The organism is Polaribacter litoreus (assembly GCF_054584775.1).
The window spans coordinates 194,399-211,569 of record NZ_JBTLRD010000007.1 but is presented as its reverse complement, the minus strand read 5'-3'; the positions used below and the strand labels follow the sequence as shown (position 1 = coordinate 211,569).

General features: G+C 33.9%; 15 protein-coding genes. All 15 read left to right on the top strand.

Going from position 1 to position 17,171, the window contains the following annotated elements; genetic code table 11:
- Window positions 1-1,113: 1,113 nt before the first annotated feature.
- The 15 genes from ACW9UN_RS08390 to ACW9UN_RS08320 all read left to right on the top strand — a co-directional run bounded on the left by ACW9UN_RS08390 (window position 1,114) and on the right by ACW9UN_RS08320 (window position 17,125).
- Window positions 1,114-1,542, top strand: coding sequence for an adenylyltransferase/cytidyltransferase family protein (locus ACW9UN_RS08390; RefSeq protein WP_459485716.1), 429 nt, complete (start codon window positions 1,114-1,116; stop codon window positions 1,540-1,542).
- A 99-nt stretch (window positions 1,543-1,641) separates the two neighbouring features.
- On the top strand, window positions 1,642-2,073 hold the full coding sequence (locus ACW9UN_RS08385) for an adenylyltransferase/cytidyltransferase family protein (RefSeq protein WP_459485714.1): 432 nt from the start codon (window positions 1,642-1,644) through the stop codon (window positions 2,071-2,073).
- Window positions 2,074-2,080: 7 nt separating this feature from the next.
- Window positions 2,081-3,031, top strand: coding sequence for a GDP-L-fucose synthase family protein (locus tag ACW9UN_RS08380; RefSeq protein WP_459485713.1), 951 nt, complete (start codon window positions 2,081-2,083; stop codon window positions 3,029-3,031).
- Window positions 3,032-3,125: 94 nt separating this feature from the next.
- Window positions 3,126-4,289 carry a GDP-mannose 4,6-dehydratase gene (gene gmd / locus ACW9UN_RS08375; RefSeq protein ID WP_459485711.1) on the top strand — a complete coding sequence of 388 codons (1,164 nt, stop codon included), beginning with the start codon at window positions 3,126-3,128 and terminating at the stop codon, window positions 4,287-4,289.
- Between the two features lie 40 nt (window positions 4,290-4,329).
- A complete protein-coding gene (locus tag ACW9UN_RS08370) occupies window positions 4,330-5,745 on the top strand; it encodes a UDP-glucose 6-dehydrogenase (protein ID WP_459485709.1) in 1,416 nt (471 codons plus the stop codon).
- Window positions 5,746-5,817: 72 nt separating this feature from the next.
- Window positions 5,818-6,810, top strand: a complete 993-nt coding sequence (locus tag ACW9UN_RS08365) for an FAD-binding oxidoreductase (protein WP_459485707.1) — start codon at window positions 5,818-5,820, stop codon at window positions 6,808-6,810.
- A 9-nt stretch (window positions 6,811-6,819) separates the two neighbouring features.
- Window positions 6,820-7,596: a glucose-1-phosphate cytidylyltransferase gene (rfbF, locus tag ACW9UN_RS08360; protein ID WP_459485705.1), complete on the top strand. Its 777-nt coding sequence runs from the start codon at window positions 6,820-6,822 to the stop codon at window positions 7,594-7,596.
- Window positions 7,584-8,669, top strand: coding sequence for a CDP-glucose 4,6-dehydratase (rfbG, locus tag ACW9UN_RS08355; protein WP_459485704.1), 1,086 nt, complete (start codon window positions 7,584-7,586; stop codon window positions 8,667-8,669). The genes rfbF and rfbG overlap by 13 nt, the downstream gene beginning before the upstream one ends.
- The gene (gene rfbH, locus ACW9UN_RS08350; RefSeq protein ID WP_459485702.1) at window positions 8,662-9,981 is read left to right on the top strand and encodes a lipopolysaccharide biosynthesis protein RfbH; all 1,320 of its coding nucleotides are present in this window, start codon (window positions 8,662-8,664) and stop codon (window positions 9,979-9,981) included. The genes rfbG and rfbH overlap by 8 nt, the downstream gene beginning before the upstream one ends.
- A 3-nt stretch (window positions 9,982-9,984) precedes the next feature.
- Complete coding sequence (locus ACW9UN_RS08345; protein WP_459485701.1) at window positions 9,985-10,527, top strand: dTDP-4-dehydrorhamnose 3,5-epimerase family protein; 543 nt, start codon at window positions 9,985-9,987, stop codon at window positions 10,525-10,527.
- A 1-nt stretch (window position 10,528) separates the two neighbouring features.
- On the top strand, window positions 10,529-11,419 hold the full coding sequence (locus tag ACW9UN_RS08340; protein ID WP_459485698.1) for an NAD-dependent epimerase/dehydratase family protein: 891 nt from the start codon (window positions 10,529-10,531) through the stop codon (window positions 11,417-11,419).
- A gap of 181 nt (window positions 11,420-11,600) precedes the next feature.
- Window positions 11,601-12,593: a glycosyltransferase family 2 protein gene (locus ACW9UN_RS08335; protein WP_459485696.1), complete on the top strand. Its 993-nt coding sequence runs from the start codon at window positions 11,601-11,603 to the stop codon at window positions 12,591-12,593.
- Between the two features lie 263 nt (window positions 12,594-12,856).
- Window positions 12,857-14,224 carry a lipopolysaccharide biosynthesis protein gene (locus ACW9UN_RS08330; protein WP_459485693.1) on the top strand — a complete coding sequence of 456 codons (1,368 nt, stop codon included), beginning with the start codon at window positions 12,857-12,859 and terminating at the stop codon, window positions 14,222-14,224.
- 368 nt (window positions 14,225-14,592) lie between these two features.
- Window positions 14,593-15,714: a glycosyltransferase family 4 protein gene (locus ACW9UN_RS08325; protein WP_459485691.1), complete on the top strand. Its 1,122-nt coding sequence runs from the start codon at window positions 14,593-14,595 to the stop codon at window positions 15,712-15,714.
- Window positions 15,715-15,853: 139 nt separating this feature from the next.
- On the top strand, window positions 15,854-17,125 hold the full coding sequence (locus tag ACW9UN_RS08320) for a hypothetical protein (RefSeq protein ID WP_459485690.1): 1,272 nt from the start codon (window positions 15,854-15,856) through the stop codon (window positions 17,123-17,125).
- Window positions 17,126-17,171: the final 46 nt, after the last annotated feature.

The following is a 17,171-nucleotide window of genomic DNA, read 5'->3' as shown; positions in this document are numbered from 1 at the left end:
GAGCGTAAGCGGAATCGAGAAATCTCTTAATACATAAAACCTCTTAATTACAGGCGAAATGGAAAAAGATCTCTCCACAAGGTCGAGATGACAAACAGATTCCTCCACAAGGTAGGAATGACAGAGTACTCTGTCATTTCGAGTGGAGCGTAAGCGGAACCGAGAAATCTCTTACTATGTACATTAGATCTCTCCGCAAGGTCGAGATGACAAACAGATTCCTCCACAAGGTCGGAATGACAAAGCTCTCTGTCATTTCGAGTGGAGCGTAAGCGGAACCGAGAAATCTCTTACTTTAAATTAGATCTCTCCACAAGGTCGAGATGACAAACAGATTCCTTCACAGGGTCGAAATGACAGAGTACTATGTTATTTCGAGTGGAGCTTAGTCGGAATCGAGAAATCTCTTACCGTGTACATTAGATCTCTCCACAAGGTCGAGATGACAAACAGATTGCTCCGCAAGGTCGGAATAACAAAACTCTCTGTCATTTCGAGTGGAGCGTAAGCGGAACCGAGAAATCTATAGTTTATGATATGAGATTCCTCCACAAGGTCGGAATGACAAAACTCTCTGTCATTTTGAGTGAAGCCTAAGCGGAATCGAAAAATCTCTTACTTTAAATTAGATCTCTCCAGAAGGTCGAGATGACAAACATATTCCTTCACAGGGTCGGAATGACAAAGTACTATGTTATTTCGAGTGAAGCTTAGGCGGAATCGAGAAATCTCTTAATACATAAAACCTCTTAATTACAGGCGAAATGGAAAAAGATCTCTCCGCAAGGTCGAGATGACAAACAGATTGCTCCGCAAGGTTGGAATGACAAAGCTCTCTGTCATTTCGAGTGGAGCGTAAGCGGAATCGAGAAATCTAAATCTAATATTTACATTGCTCAACACGCTATTTGCTGCCTTACTGTATAATGGTGGCCACAAAAACAAGCTGAAATTTTAGAAGGATTCTGAATCAATGTGGCTCATTATGAGAAATTAATAAAATTACAATTTCATATTAAGAATTCATCAAATGTTACGAAAGGGGAAAAACAACCTTTTTGTAGTTAAATAAATAAACATATATTTGTCTTAGAATATTATAAGTCAACAGATATGAAAAAAAGAGCTATTATTGTTTCTGGATATTTTAATCCCATCCATAAAGGGCATTTAGAGTACTTTAATAATGCTAAGGCTTTAGCCGATGAACTTTTTGTAATTGTAAACAATGATGTACAAAGAGGTTTAAAAGGGTCTAAAGAATTTCAAAAAGAAGACGAAAGGCTAATTATAGTAGAAAATATTAAGGCCGTAGACAAGGCGATGATATCTATAGATAAAGACAGAACCGTGTGTGCTTCTATTGCATATTTGCACAAAACTTACGGAGATGACTATGATCTGGCTTTTGCCAATGGCGGAGATCAAGACAATACTTCCATTCCAGAGGCGCCAGTTTGTAAAGAGTTAAACGTGCAGCTTATCGATGGACTAGGAGATAAAATTCAATCTTCTTCTTGGTTGTTAAAAGGTAAGGAGTAACATCGTTTCTCGTCCATCGTCTAACGAACAACAAATAACGAACAACCAAAAACGAAGAACCAACCCCGAAATAACCCAACAACATAATATAAATTTGATATGAGAATAGGTATTACCTTTAGTGCTTTCGATTTGTTTCATGCAGGTCATGTTAAGATGTTAGAAGATGCAAAACAAGAATGTGATTATTTAATTTGTGGATTACAAACCGATCCAACTTTAGATCGTCCAGAAAAAAACAGACCGATTCAATCTGTGGTAGAACGCTACATCCAATTGAAAGGCTGTAAGTTTGTAGATGAAATAGTGCCTTATGCTACTGAGCAAGATTTAGAGGATGTGTTGCGATCTTTTAAAATAGATGTGCGTATTGTAGGAGATGAGTATATGAACAAGCAATTTACAGGGCGAAAATATTGTGAAGAGTCGGGTATCGAATTGTTTTATAATAAAAGAGAACATCGTTTTTCGAGTAGCGGCTTGCGTAAAGAAGTACAAGAGAAAGAAAACCTAAAACAAAAAAAGAAATAATTTTTTGATGGATAAAAATTCAAAAATATACATTGCAGGCCATCGAGGTATGGTGGGGTCAGCCGTTTGGAGAGCTTTAGAGAAAAAAGGGTATTCAAATTTAATTGGCAGAACTAGTAGTGCATTAGACTTGAAAAATCAAGAAGCCGTTCTTAATTTCCTTCAAGAGGAACAACCGCATGCCATTATTGATGCTGCAGCTAGAGTAGGAGGTATTTTAGCGAATAATGATTATCCCTATCAGTTTTTGATGGAGAACATGCAGATTCAGAATAGTCTCATTGATGGAGCCTTAAAAATAGGTGTTGAAAAGTTTATTTTCTTAGGGAGTTCTTGTATTTATCCCAAGTTTGCACCACAGCCCTTAAAAGAAGACTATTTATTAACAGATGCTTTAGAACCTACTAACGAATGGTATGCCATTGCAAAAATTACAGGAGTAAAAGCCTGTCAAGCCATTAGAAAGCAATTCGGCAAAGATTATGTAAGCTTAATGCCTACCAATTTGTATGGGTATTACGATAATTTCGATTTAAAAACCTCTCATGTATTACCCGCTATGATTCGTAAGTTTCACGAGGCAAAATTAAATAATAATGCCCCCGTAACTTTATGGGGAAGTGGTACACCAATGCGTGAGTTTTTGTTTGTGGATGATATGGCAGAAGCAGTGGTGTATGCCTTAGAAAATCAATTGCCAGAGCATTTGTATAATGTAGGTTCGGGTAAAGATATTACCATTAAAGAATTGGCAGAAACCATTCAGAAGGCAGTGGGTCATGAAGGTGACATCGTTTGGGATGCAGACAAGCCTGACGGAACGCCAAGAAAGTTGATGGATGTGTCTAAGATGAAAGCCATCGGTTGGGCATATCAAACCGAATTGGACGAAGGAATTGCAAAGACCTATGATTGGTTTTTAGACAATATCGAAAATATAAAACAAGTTAAAATGTAGTCTCGATAATCGACTATCGTTTCTCGTCCATCGAATAACGAAACACGAACAACGAACAACGAACAACGAACAACGAACAACGAAATTAAAAAATATGAAAGTTGCATTAATCACAGGAATCACAGGGCAAGATGGCTCGTATTTAGCAGAATTATTATTGGAAAAAGGGTATGAAGTACATGGTATTAAAAGAAGGTCTTCATTGTTCAATACCGATCGTATCGATCACTTGTATCAAGATCCTCATGATCCTAATCAACGTTTAAAATTGCATTATGGTGATTTAACGGATTCGATGAATTTAACGCGAATCATTCAAGAATGCCAACCTGATGAAATTTACAACCTAGGAGCCATGTCTCATGTAAAAGTTTCTTTTGATATGCCAGAATATGTTGGAAATGTAGATGCCTTAGGAACTTTACGAATCTTAGAAGCCGTACGTTTGTTAGGCTTAACTAAAAAAACTAAAATATACCAAGCCTCAACCTCTGAATTGTTTGGGGGCTTACCAGAAAATAAAAATGAACGTGGTTTTTATGATGAAAACTCACCTTTATATCCGCGTTCTCCTTATGGAGTCGCTAAAATTTATGGTTTTTGGATTACCAAGAACTATCGAGAAGCTTATGACATGTTTGCTTGTAATGGCTTGTTGTTCAATCACGAATCGCCAAGAAGAGGAGAAACTTTTGTAACGAGAAAGATTACGAGAGCCGTAGCAAAAATAGCCTTAGGCTTACAGGACAAAGTATTTTTAGGAAATTTAGAAGCAAAACGTGACTGGGGGCATGCCAAAGATTATGTGCGCATGATGTGGATGATTTTACAGGCCGATAAAGCCGAAGATTGGGTGATTGCTACAGGAGTTACCACCACCGTACGCGACTTTGTAAAAATGGCCTTTGCAGAAGTAGGCATCGAAGTAGAATTCAAAGGCGAAGGTGTAGAAGAAAAAGGGTTTATCAAATCAATAGACCAAGAAAAATATGCCACTGTCACCTCGACCGTAGTGGAGAGGTCTAAACTTCCAACCATAGGCCAAGAAGTGCTATCTGTAGACCCTTCTTATTTCCGCCCAACAGAAGTAGACTTACTGCTAGGAGACCCTACCAAAGCCAAAGAAAAATTAGGCTGGGTACCAGAATACGATTTGGCAGGGTTAGTAAAAGACATGATGCAAGGGGATGTAGCCCTGATGAAAAAAGATGTAGACCTGTTAAAAGCTGGGCACGAGATTTTAAAGCAAGTAGAATAATACATTAAAATTAAAAAAATAATATAATAATACCTTTTAGATGAAAAAAATTAAAAATATTTGTTGTTTAGGAGCAGGTTATGTAGGTGGGCCTACCATGTCTGTGATTGCCTTAAAGTGTCCTGATATTAAAGTGACTGTGGTTGATTTGAATGCCGATCGTATTGCGGCATGGAACGATGAGGATTTGGATAATTTACCCGTATATGAACCAGGATTGGCAGAAGTGGTAGGAGAGGCTAGAGGTAAAAATTTGTTTTTTTCAACAGATGTAGATGGGGCTATTGCCGCAGCAGATATGATTTTTATTGCGGTAAACACGCCAACCAAAACCTATGGAGAAGGAAAAGGAATGGCGGCAGATTTAAAGTTTGTTGAATTGTGTGCACGTCAAATTGCAGAAGTAGCCACCACCGATAAAATTATTGTAGAAAAATCTACTTTACCGGTGCGTACGGCAGAAACCCTACAAACCATTTTAGATAGCAATGGAAATGGAGTGCATTTTGAAGTACTTTCCAATCCTGAATTCTTGGCAGAAGGTACTGCTATTGACGACTTATTTAACGCTGATCGTGTTTTAATCGGTGGAAAACAGACCCCAAGTGGTCAAGAAGCTATCAAAGCTTTGGTAGACGTATATGCACACTGGTTGAGTCCAAGTCAAATTTTAACCACCAATGTTTGGTCTTCAGAACTGTCTAAATTAACGGCCAATGCCTTTTTAGCGCAACGTATTTCATCCATTAATGCCTTATCCGCCTTATGTGAAGCTACAGAAGCCGATGTAGATGAAGTGGCACACGCTATTGGAACCGACAGTAGAATTGGGCCAAAATTTTTAAAATCATCCGTTGGTTTTGGGGGGTCTTGTTTTCAAAAAGACATTTTAAACTTGGTGTATTTGTGTCGTTATTTCAATTTGCCAGAAGTTGCTGAATATTGGGAGCAGGTAATTGTGATGAACGATTATCAAAAATACCGTTTTGCAAAAAATATCATCACCACGCTTTTTAATACGGTCAATGGTAAAAAAATAGCCTTTTTAGGGTGGGCCTTTAAAAAAGATACCAATGACACCCGTGAATCTGCGGCGATCTATGTAGCCGAATATTTGATTGAAGATGGTGCAGAAATTCATGTTTATGATCCAAAAGTTTCGGAAGCTAAAGTAAGAGCCGATTTGAGCTACTTATGGGAGTTGAAAGGATTAACGCAAGAAAAAATCAATCAGAAACAATCGCAAGTTTTTGTATATGAAAATCCTATAAAAGCGGTAAGTAACTCTCATGCCATTGCTGTATTGACAGAATGGGATGAATTTAAAACCTATGATTGGAAAAGTATCTATAACAATATGTTTAAGCCAGCCTTTGTGTTTGATGGACGTAATATTTTAGATGCGGCTACCATGAAAAGTATCGGTTTTCAGTTTAAAGGAATTGGGAAAGGATAAATCGATTTTAAAAATTTTCATTGATTAAAATTGTAGTTGCACAGAAATTTTTAGTCAATTTTCAATAACGATATGTTTGAAATAAAATTAAAAAATAATAAGACCTTCTCTTGCGATTCAAATACCACCATTTTTGAAGCTGCAAAATCCGCAGGCATTTTTTTAGAACACAGTTGCCTTACTGCACGATGTAGAAGTTGTGTGGTTCAGGTAGCAAAGGGGAGTACAAAAGATAAAATAGATGACTTGGTCTTATCAAAAGAAGAGAAGAGCAATAACCTCACTCTTTCTTGTAACGCCATACCCACTACAGATGTAAGCTTAGCTATTGAAGATTTGGGTAATATTACTTTATATGAAAAGAAAATAGTTCCCGCTAAAATTCAGTCCATCCAGCAACTTACGGAAGCCGTGATTAAGGTGACTTTAAGGTTGCCACCTACTGCCAATTTTAAATACAATTCAGGGCAATATGTCAATCTAATCAAAGGAAATATCAAAAGAAGCTACTCTGTAGCCAGTGCCTTTAAAGAAAAGGCTAGTCTTGAATTTTTCATCAAAAAATATGAACATGGATTGATGAGTAGGTACTGGTTTGAGCAAGCAAAAGCCAATGATTTGCTAAGAATGGAAGGGCCTCTAGGATCCTTTTTTTTAAGAGAAACAGTCTGTAAAGACATTATTTTCTTAGCAACAGGCACAGGTATTGCACCTATTAAAGCAATCTTGGAAAATGTACAAGAAAAATCATCCGAGGTAAAAGATAAAAAGTTTTGGGTATTTGTTGGAGCAAGATATCAAAAAGACCTGTTTTGGGAGCCTGAGCTTGAAAGTGGTGGGCTAAACATTACCTACATACCTGTCCTTTCGCGACAAAAACAGGATTGGAGTGGTGAAATGGGATATGTACAAGATGCGGTTTTAAAACAAAAGATAAATTTAGAACAGGCTCAAGTATATGCTTGTGGGTCTAATGACATGATACAAACATCAAAAGAAGTATTCATAAAAAATAAGTTGTCTGAAAGCAATTTCTTTTCAGATGCCTTTGTAGAAACAAATTAAAAAAACTATATGAAAGCAGTAATTTTAGCAGGTGGTTTAGGTACCCGATTAAGCGAAGAAACCGTGTCAAAGCCAAAACCAATGGTTGAGGTAGGAGGCAAACCTATTTTATGGCACATCTTAAAGATTTATTCCCATTATGGTATCAATGAGTTTATCATTTGCTGTGGATATAAAGGTTATGTGATTAAAGAGTACTTTGCCAATTATTTTTTACATCAATCTGATGTTACTTTTGATATGAAGGGCAATGAAATGATTGTGCATACCAAAAGAGCAGAGCCATGGAAAGTTACTTTAGTAGACACAGGAGATGGATCTATGACAGGTGGACGATTGAAACGAGTGGGACCTTACTTAAAAGATGAAGAAGCCTTTTGTTTTACCTATGGAGATGGGGTTGCAGACATCAATATCAAAGAATTACTGGCTTATCATAAAGCCCATGGTAAAGAGGCAACCTTAACTGCCGCTTATCCTCCAGGTAGGTTCGGCGCTCTAGATATTGTAGAAGGGCAAGTGATGGAGTTTAAAGAAAAACCAAGGGGTGATGGGGCGTTAATTAATGCTGGTTTTTTTGTATTATCTCCTAAAGTAATTGATCGCATTGAAGCCGATGATACTACATGGGAGCAAGAACCCTTAAAAGGTCTGGCAAAAGATGGGGAATTAATGTCTTTTAAACATGAAGGGTTTTGGCAACCTATGGATACCTTAAGAGACAAACAATCTTTAGAAAAGTTATGGGATACCAATAAAGCACCATGGAAAGTATGGAACGAATAGAAGGACAAGTAAACCCCCATTTTTGGAAAGGGAAACGTGTGTTCTTAACAGGGCACACAGGTTTTAAAGGAAGTTGGACCGCCTTATGGTTGCAATCTTTAGGCGCTATAGTCAAAGGTTATTCCTTACAACCACCAACACAACCGTCATTATTTTTGGAGGCAAAAGTTGATGAAGATATGGTTTCTGAAATTGGAGACATCAATGATTTGACGACTTTAAAAAGTAGCATGACCGAGTTTAACCCTGATGTTTTGTTGCACATGGCAGCGCAGCCTTTGGTGAGGTTATCGTACAAAGAACCTATAGAAACCTACATGACCAATGTAATTGGAACTGCTAATGTTTTGGAATCAGCGAGAGCTTGTCCGAACCTAAAAGCAATTGTTTCTATCACTACGGATAAATGCTACGAAAACAAGGAATGGGCTTGGGGCTATCGAGAAAACGAACCTATGGGCGGTCATGATCCGTACAGCAGCAGTAAGGGCTGTGCAGAATTGGTAACTGCTGCATATCGACGCTCGTTCTTTAACACCAACGATACGGCTTTTTTAGCCTCAGGTAGAGCAGGTAATGTTATTGGTGGTGGAGATTGGGCAGCCGATCGATTGATCCCGGATATTTTAAGAGCTTTTGAACAAGAAAAATCTGTGGTGATTCGAAATCCTTTATCTACAAGACCATGGCAACATGTTTTAGAACCGATTTCTGGATATTTAGTGTTGGCGGAAAATTTATATACAAAAGGAGAAGCTTTTGCCGAAGGTTGGAATTTTGGACCTAAAGACGACGACTGCAAATCTGTTGGCTGGATTTTAGATAAAATGGTGGCCAAATGGGGTGAAGGTGCACAGTGGGAATTGGATAAAAACAACAACCCACATGAAGCAGGCTTTTTAAAACTAGATTGTTCAAAAGCCGCTCAAAAACTACACTGGACTCCGCAATGGAATTTAGATAAAACCCTAGATTTAATCATCAACTGGCATCAAGATTGGCTATCAGAAAAAAATATAAAACAACAATGTTTGCAAGAAATTGCAAGTTATCAAAATTATACAAATGAGTAATACTTTAGAATCTTTACGAGAAGAAATTGCGGGTTTAGTAAGTAAATATGCAAAAGAACAATACAAACCACAACCTTTTGTAGGAGGAGAGACAGTGGTACCTCCTTCAGGAAAATTATTAGGGGAGGAAGAGCTACAAAATATGGTAGCTGCTTCTTTAGATGGTTGGTTAACTACAGGAAGATTCAATACCGAGTTTGAAAAAAAATTAGCAGATTTTTTAGGGGTAAAATACTGTTTGTCTGTAAATTCAGGATCATCAGCAAATTTAGTAGCATTTAGTACCATTACGTCTCCTAAATTAGGAGATAGAGCTGTACAAAAAGGCGATGAAGTGATTGGTGTAGCCGCTGGTTTTCCAACAACCGTAAATCCTATTGTACAATTTGGGGCAGTACCGGTTTTTGTGGATGTGGACATCAAAACACACAATGTAAATGCAGATTTGATTGAAGCTGCCATTACCCCAAAAACCAAAGCGATTATGTTGGCGCATGCTTTAGGAAATCCATTTAATGTGGGGAAGGTAAAAGAATTGTGTGACAAATACAATTTGTGGTTGATTGAAGATACTTGTGATGCTTTAGGGGCAGAGTACAATGGGCAAAAATGTGGGACATTTGGCGATATTGGAACCTTAAGTTTTTACCCAGCGCATCATATGACCATGGGTGAAGGGGGAGCGGTTTTTATGAATGACCCTGAATTGAAAGTAATTGCAGAATCTTTTAGAGATTGGGGTAGAGATTGTTACTGTCCACCAGGATGTGACAATACTTGTGGTTGCCGATTTGAGCAAAAACACGGCGACTTGCCTTTTGGCTATGACCACAAATATGTGTACTCACATTCGGGCTACAACTTAAAAATTACAGACATGCAAGCGGCTTGTGGTTTGGCACAATTAGACAAACTGGAATTTTTTATTCAAAAAAGAAGAGAGAATTATGCCTATTTAAGAAGCCGTTTAGAAACGTTGACGGATTTCTTAGAATTGCCAGAACCAACACCGAATAGCAATCCGTCTTGGTTTGGGTTTCCATTAACGGTTAAAGAAGGGGCAGGAGTAACCAGAGTAGAGTTAACGCGTTTTCTAGATGACAATAAAATAGGGTCTCGTTTATTGTTTGCGGGGAATTTGTTAAAACAACCGTATTTTAAAGATGTAGAATATAGAGTTGTGGGTGATTTAACCAATACAGACATTACCATGAACAATACCTTTTGGTTAGGGGTACAACCGGCTTTAACCAATGAACATTTAGATTTTATAGCCGATAAGCTGGAAGAGTTCTTTGGATTAAATTTTTAAGGAATGAATTTTGAAGAAACCAAATTGAAAGGCGTTTTTATCATCAGTAACTTTAATGCTACTGATGATAGAGGCGTATTTGTAAAAACATTCAATAAAAATGCCTTTGAGGAAGCACAGGTACATATAGAAATAAGAGAATCCTATTTTTCAATTTCTAATCAAGACGTGATTCGAGGAATGCATTTTCAATTGCCACCTGATGATCATGAGAAATTGGTTTTTGTGCCATCTGGTAAAATTAAGGATGTTGTGGTAGATTTGCGAAAAAATTCACCAACCTATCAGCAACATATTTCAGTTGAACTCTCTGCAGATAATAAAAAGTCAATTTTCATACCCAAAGGTTTGGCGCATGGATTTAAATCTTTAGAAGATCATACCATCACCGTATATAATGTAGCTACGGAATACAATCCAACTGCAGACGCAGGCATTCGTTTTGATTCTTTTGGGTTTGATTGGAAAATTGACAAGCCGATTCTTTCTAAAAGAGACTTCGCATTTCCGTCATTGCAAGAATTTAGTGAAACCAATCCTTTTTAAGATGAGAGAAAAAGTGATAATTACAGGAGCGACTGGCTTTGTAGGTTCAAATTTAACTCGGTTTTTTCTAGAACAAAATAAAGAAGTCTATTTGATTGTTAGACCTCAATCAGATGTATCTCTTTTTGAAAATAACAACGAAAATTTGCATGTGTTTCGATATGATAAAGAGGTACAAACATTAATTGCCTTTTTTAAAGAAGTTCAGCCAGACTGTGTATTTCATTTAGCGTCTAATTTTATTGCAGAACACCATACAGCCCAGATCGATGCCTTAGTACAAAGCAATATTACGTTTGGCTTGCACCTGATAGAAGCCATGAAGGAAGCCGGTATTAAAAAGCTGGTAAATACAGGTACTTCTTGGCAACATTATAATAATGAGGCGTATAATCCAGTATGTTTGTATGCAGCTACTAAACAAGCGTTTGAAAATTTAATTGAATATTATGTACAAGCCGAGGGTTTACAAGTAATTACCTTAAAATTATTTGACACTTATGGCGAAACCGATACAAGACCAAAGCTCATTAACTTATTACACAAGTTTGCAAATGAGCAAACGGAATTAAATATGTCTCCGGGAGAACAAATGATTAATTTAGTACACATTGAGGATGTTTGTAGCGCCTTTGATGTGGCCTATAGTTTATTGTTGAATGAAAACCAGCAAGTTCATTTAAAATATGCAGTATCTAGTAACAAATCTTACCAACTCAAAGAAGTTATACAAGTTTTCGAATCGGTAACGAATAAAAAAATCAATGTAGTTTGGGGTGGCAAACCATATAGGAAAAGAGAGGTTATGAATTTATGGGAGAAGGGAGAGACCTTACCAAATTGGCAAATTAATATAGGTTTAAAAGAAGGATTAAAAAAATATTCTTTATAATAATCTAATTGCTTAATTTTAATAAGTAATCAAAATCGAGGTTTTAGAGATTAACATTATTTACTTTTAAATAGCATAGACAATAAAATATAAAATAAAGGTTGCGTTGTAAAAATTTGTGATTTAATTTTTGCTAAAACAAGAATAGTTATGAAAAAAAGAATTCAAATTTAATTAGTTTATGAAACTTCCAAATATTTCGATTGGTATTCCTGTGTACAATCAGGTAAATACTATAGCTAGTACTATAGAGTCTGTTCTTGGTCAAACAAATTCTCCTTTTGAAATTGTAATTTCTGAAAATCATTCCACTGATGGGACTAGAGAAGTTGTAGAAAAATATTCAGATCAAGTGCGAATAGTTAGCCCACCCAAGCATTTAACGATGTCGGAAAATTGGGATTTTTGTGTTAAATCCTGCAAAGGAGAATGGGTTGGTCTTATTTCTGGAGATGATACCCTGCTTCCAAATTATATCGCATCGATGCAAAAAGGTATAGTGAGCAATTTAGAAGCAGTTTTTATTATGGGAGGCTGGCAAGTTGTAAATGCTGAGACTAAAACAACCACAAATAGATTTTTATTATCAATGTCTCATTTTACAAGCCCCCCTTCAACCACAAAAATGTTACTGTCAGGTCCTAAAGCTTCATTTGCAGCTTTTTGCTTTAAAAAAAGTACCTATATTGAGATTGGGGGATACGATCAAAGATTTCATTTGATACAAGATTGGATCTTACAGTTTGATTTATCGTTTAGAGGAAACTTTATTAAAATTGATGATTTAGTCGCCAAATATTATATTTACGAAAGAATTGAATTAGAAAAAGAGAGAGTATCAATTTGGGTTAAAGATTATCTTCAATATTTAAATATTAAAATTTGGGATGCTCAGGGTGTTGGGATAACAAGAAACGAAATTCTGGAAAATGGCCAAAAAGTTATAGTATTTGTAATGAATAAGATAACAGTTCAAGACTATACATGTACTGAGCTTGAACTAAATGAAATAAATGCCATCTGTAAAAAATTTGAATGTGAAAAAATATATATAAGGTGGATTGCTAATAGAAATAAACTCATATACTTAGATAATTATTTAAAGAGAAAAAGCTTGTATTTCGCAAGAAGTGCTTATTCTTTTTTAAAAAGTGTAAAGGTGAAAATCAAATGAGTTTATCTAAAAAATTATAGTTATTAATGTATTTCAGAAGAAATAGTATTTATTACTAATTAGCAATTTAGGTTAAAGTAAGTTTGATATATTCTTTACGAATTGAAATTTTATATTTTTCACCTTTAATCAAATTATTTGGATATTATTACTAATTTTAATATTTGGTTTGCAATAAGGTTTAGATTAATTATATTTTAGATTTAAGTTTTGTGAACCATTTAGAAAACGATTCAATAAAATTATAATAGGAAATTTTGAGTATGATAAATATTAAGGCTATTAGAAATAACATAGGAGCAAATGCCTTAAATGTTGTTTTAAATGCATTTTTTCAGTTAATATCAGTACCAATATTTCTTAAATATTGGGGTGTTGATTTATATGGAGAATGGTTAGTGTTGATTTCTTTAACGGCTTACTTTGCAATGTCTGATATAGGTTTAAATACAGTTACTATTAATGAGTTTTCAATTGCCTATGCACGAAAGCAATATGATCGGTGTAATGTACTTTTTAATAATACCCTTTTCTTTATTCTGTCAGTTTTTGTTTTTTCTTTAGTAATTACCTTTATTTTTTGTTTTTTCTTTAACATTTCACAAATTTTCAACTTTTCATTAATTTCAGAGGCTACATCGGAGTTGATTATAATTTGTTTAATAATACAAGTCTTTTCGGGTATGGTAAGCGGTCTTTTTGATAGTATTTATAGGGCTACAGATAAAAATGCTAGGGCTATAATGATAAATAATTATATCAGATTAGCCGAAAACATTATCCTAATTTTAGGAATTATTATAGGACTAGAAATTCATGTTTTAATCCTGATTTATATCGCACCGAAACTATTAGGTCTATTTTATAAATCATTTAAATCTAGAAACTATTTCTCTTTGAAAATTGGTTTTCAGTATTTTGAGTTATTTGAATTTAAAAAAATTATTATCCCTGCGTTTTCTTTTTTATCCTTCCCAGTAGGGAATTCTATCATATTACAGGGCTTTACTTTGCTTATTAATTTTACCTTGGGAAGTACTGCTGTAGTTTTGTATAATACAACAAGAACGCTAATTAACTTTGTAAAGACAGGATTAACCCTAATAAACAGTTCCATTTGGCCTGAGTTTTCACTTGCCTTTGGTAGAAATGATTTTAATGTGATGAAAAAATTACATCGAGTTTCTGTCGCAAGCTCTTTTTATTTTTCATTAGTAGCTTGTTTTCTTTTCTTTTTACTAGGAGAACCGATTTATCTATTTTGGATAAAAAATAAAATAGAGTTCAATCAAATTTTGTTTTATTGCTTTTTAATTACTTTGATTTCAAACACTGTTTGGTATACCAGTAGTGTGGTGTTGGCATCAACAAACAAACACAAAGCATTTTCCTTATACTATCTAATAGCTTGTTGTTTATCAATTATATCGGGATATATCATTATTAAAGTAACAAGTGTAATTACTTTTGTGCCCCTCGCGCTTTTAGTGATTGATGTATTTTTGATATTAATTGTGCTGAAACAATCTTTTAAAATAGTGCATGATCGGTTTGATGTATTTTTTAAGTATCTTATTAATTTTCCGTTTTCGATTTTTGGTGAAATTAAATCAAGGTTATTAAAGAAATAAAAGCGCATATATTTGTATAAAATAATGATAATTAAGTATATCGTATACGTTTGATAAATAATATTATAAAAGATTAAATAATTTTAAACCTCAAACTTAATTTAACCAAAATACAAAGTGCTAAAATAGATACATAATTAAAAAAAATAATTAAATTAGATGATGATTTGGTTGTATTGAACCACAATATAAAACAAGATAAATTTATTTTTTAAACACATGCATTTGCTATGAGAGTAAATAAAAATATAGGTTTTATATGATAATGTTTTTTTTGTAGCGAGGTTATTTAAGTTTTTTACAACCAAACCTTTAAATAATATTAGAGTTATAATTTTTACTAAAAATCAAATAAATAATAAATAGATATGAGAATAAATATAGCTTCCTATGGTGGTAGAAATTGGTTACTTGATCTTGCAAGAGAATTAGATGAACACGGGCATGAAGTCAGATTTTATTCATACCTGCCAAATAAAAGAGCTCAAAAATTTGGATTAAATCCAAAAAATAATATTTCTTACTTTTTTTTGGCAATTCCTTTTTTAGGACTTTTAAAAATAACAAATAGAGCCAATTGGGCACTATATATTTTCCACTATTTTTTTGATATATATGTTGCTTATTTTTCCAAACCATGTGATGTTTTTATTGGTCAAAGTCCGATGCATGTTACTGCATTAAAAAAAATAAAGAGTAAATTTGGAGCTAAAATAATTTTAGAGAGAGGTACTAGACATGTTATCGAGCAAACAAAAGCTTTGAAGCTAAATCCTGCTTTCAAGAATAAAAATCCTATGCCCAAAATATTTTTAAAAAGAGATTTATTAGGTTATGAATTAGCAGATTATATAACTGTACCATCAAATGTAGTTAAAGAAAGTTTTCTCTTAAATTCCATTGATGAAAAGAAAATTTTCATAAATCCATTTGGTGTTAATTTAAAAGAGTTCAGGGCCACAAAGCTAGATAGTAATGATAATTACGATCTTATCATTGTCGGCCAGTGGAGTCACAGAAAAGGGGCAGATTTATTGACCCAAGTTTGTAAACAGTATAAATTTCGATTGTTGCACGTTGGTTCTATTATAGATGTAGTGTTTCCTTATGATGAAGAGTTATTTACTCATATCGATCCTGTTGATCAACAACAATTAGTTAATTATTATTCAAAAGCAAAAGTGTTTGTTTTACCATCTAGAGAAGAAGGGCTTGCATTAGTTCAACCACAAGCTTTAATCTGTGGCTTACCTATTGTGTGTTCCGAATATACAGGAGGTAGAGATTTAAGGCAATTTATAGAAAATCCAAAATGGATTATAGAAATGAAAGAATTATCGGTTGAAGAGCTAGCCAATTGTATTTACCAAGGATTAGAATTATCAAAATCACAAAAGGGTATAAGATCGTATTCAACAGGTTTAGGGGATGTCATGTCGTGGAAAGCTTATGGTAGTAGATATAATGATTTTTTAATGTCTTTAAAATAATTATTTACCCAGTAAGGCCTGCAAATCATTTTAATTAAAATTAACTACACATCTAAAATAATATAGAACATCTATAAAAACTTAGGTGCTATTTGAAAACTTATTTTTTCAGAAATATGCAATTAGAATCCAAAATCTTATGGTAATTAATTTAAATAAAACTAATTATTTTTCAAAACTGGTAAAACTCACAGTAGTTTTATCTATATTACCTTTGTTATTTATTATTTTTTTTCCAGGAAAGATAGCTATAATTACGATGATTTGCTCTTATCCCTTAATAATAGCCAGGTTATATTTAAAAAATAAGACTAATAACTTTGATGCCAATTTTTATATTCGGCTGTTTCAGGCTTATTTCTTGATAGTTTTATTAAGAGGTTTTATAAATGATAATTCTGAGGACGATTGGAAAATATTGTTTTCTATGGCAATACCCTTATATCTTTTTGTCCATTTTGCTATGTACTTGCCTACAAATATCCAAGCATTTGCTAATATTTTACAAACTTTTTTTTCTTTGGTATTCATTTTAGTAATCATAACATTTGTTTTTGATATAGAAAGTTCTCCTTATTTGCTTTCTCCTATCTATATTATTTTGTTGATGATGCCTTATATGGGTAAGAAATTTATTCTCTTTGTGTTGCTTTTAAGTATATTTTCTTTCGTCAGTGACATTGCCAATCGTTCAAATATGCTTAATATAACGGTGGCTTTCTTAATATCATTGACATTTATATTCAAAAATAGTAAAGCAATGCTAAATCTAATTATATATCTAAGGGCTATTACTCTGTTATTTCCAATTTTATTTCTTGTACTTGGTTTATCAGGGATATTTAATATTTTTTTAATCGGTGAGGCTTATACTGACTTAAAGATTAGTAATGGTGGTAAAAAAGAACAAGTACTGTTAGTAGACTCAAGGACTTCTATCTATAAAGACGTTTTTCAACAATTGGTTAAAGATGATGCAATGGCTTTCGGTCTAGGAGCAACAGGCAGAACAGAAACATCTCTAGCAGATAATTTGAATGCTCAAATATACAGTACAATATACAAAGAGGGTAGACCTTCAACAGAATCTGGGATGTTAAATTATATACAATGGGGTGGTATTGTAGGTGGTTTTGTTTATTTTATGTTGTTTATAAAAGCCTCTTACTATGGGTTGTTTAAGTCTAACAATTGGTTTTGTAAGATGTTAAGTTTATGGGTTGCCTATAAAGCAATGTATTCTTTTGTAGAAGATAAATTAACTTTTTCAATAACTTCTTTATTTATATTAATTTCGATTGGCATATGCTTAAATAAGAAAATAAGACAATTAAAAGACAACGAATTGAAGTTGTTTTTTAAATTTGTTGTAAATAAAAACGTTATTTTAAGAGTCTTAAAAATTAGATAATATAAATTAAATAAGACAGGTATTTGTTATACCTAAGTAAGTAAAA

What these genes read in the sequence shown, in the direction of transcription:
- ACW9UN_RS08330 (WP_459485693.1), top strand. Translation starts at nt 12,857, where the DNA reads ATGATAAATATTAAGGCTATTAGAAATAACATAGGAGCAAATGCCTTA.
- ACW9UN_RS08340 (WP_459485698.1), top strand. Translation starts at nt 10,529, where the DNA reads ATGAGAGAAAAAGTGATAATTACAGGAGCGACTGGCTTTGTAGGTTCA.
- gmd (WP_459485711.1), top strand. Translation starts at nt 3,126, where the DNA reads ATGAAAGTTGCATTAATCACAGGAATCACAGGGCAAGATGGCTCGTAT.
- ACW9UN_RS08365 (WP_459485707.1), top strand. Translation starts at nt 5,818, where the DNA reads ATGTTTGAAATAAAATTAAAAAATAATAAGACCTTCTCTTGCGATTCA.
- ACW9UN_RS08325 (WP_459485691.1), top strand. Translation starts at nt 14,593, where the DNA reads ATGAGAATAAATATAGCTTCCTATGGTGGTAGAAATTGGTTACTTGAT.
- ACW9UN_RS08380 (WP_459485713.1), top strand. Translation starts at nt 2,081, where the DNA reads ATGGATAAAAATTCAAAAATATACATTGCAGGCCATCGAGGTATGGTG.
- ACW9UN_RS08390 (WP_459485716.1), top strand. Translation starts at nt 1,114, where the DNA reads ATGAAAAAAAGAGCTATTATTGTTTCTGGATATTTTAATCCCATCCAT.
- ACW9UN_RS08370 (WP_459485709.1), top strand. Translation starts at nt 4,330, where the DNA reads ATGAAAAAAATTAAAAATATTTGTTGTTTAGGAGCAGGTTATGTAGGT.
- ACW9UN_RS08345 (WP_459485701.1), top strand. Translation starts at nt 9,985, where the DNA reads ATGAATTTTGAAGAAACCAAATTGAAAGGCGTTTTTATCATCAGTAAC.
- rfbH (WP_459485702.1), top strand. Translation starts at nt 8,662, where the DNA reads ATGAGTAATACTTTAGAATCTTTACGAGAAGAAATTGCGGGTTTAGTA.
- rfbG (WP_459485704.1), top strand. Translation starts at nt 7,584, where the DNA reads ATGGAACGAATAGAAGGACAAGTAAACCCCCATTTTTGGAAAGGGAAA.
- ACW9UN_RS08320 (WP_459485690.1), top strand. Translation starts at nt 15,854, where the DNA reads ATGGTAATTAATTTAAATAAAACTAATTATTTTTCAAAACTGGTAAAA.
- ACW9UN_RS08385 (WP_459485714.1), top strand. Translation starts at nt 1,642, where the DNA reads ATGAGAATAGGTATTACCTTTAGTGCTTTCGATTTGTTTCATGCAGGT.
- ACW9UN_RS08335 (WP_459485696.1), top strand. Translation starts at nt 11,601, where the DNA reads ATGAAACTTCCAAATATTTCGATTGGTATTCCTGTGTACAATCAGGTA.
- rfbF (WP_459485705.1), top strand. Translation starts at nt 6,820, where the DNA reads ATGAAAGCAGTAATTTTAGCAGGTGGTTTAGGTACCCGATTAAGCGAA.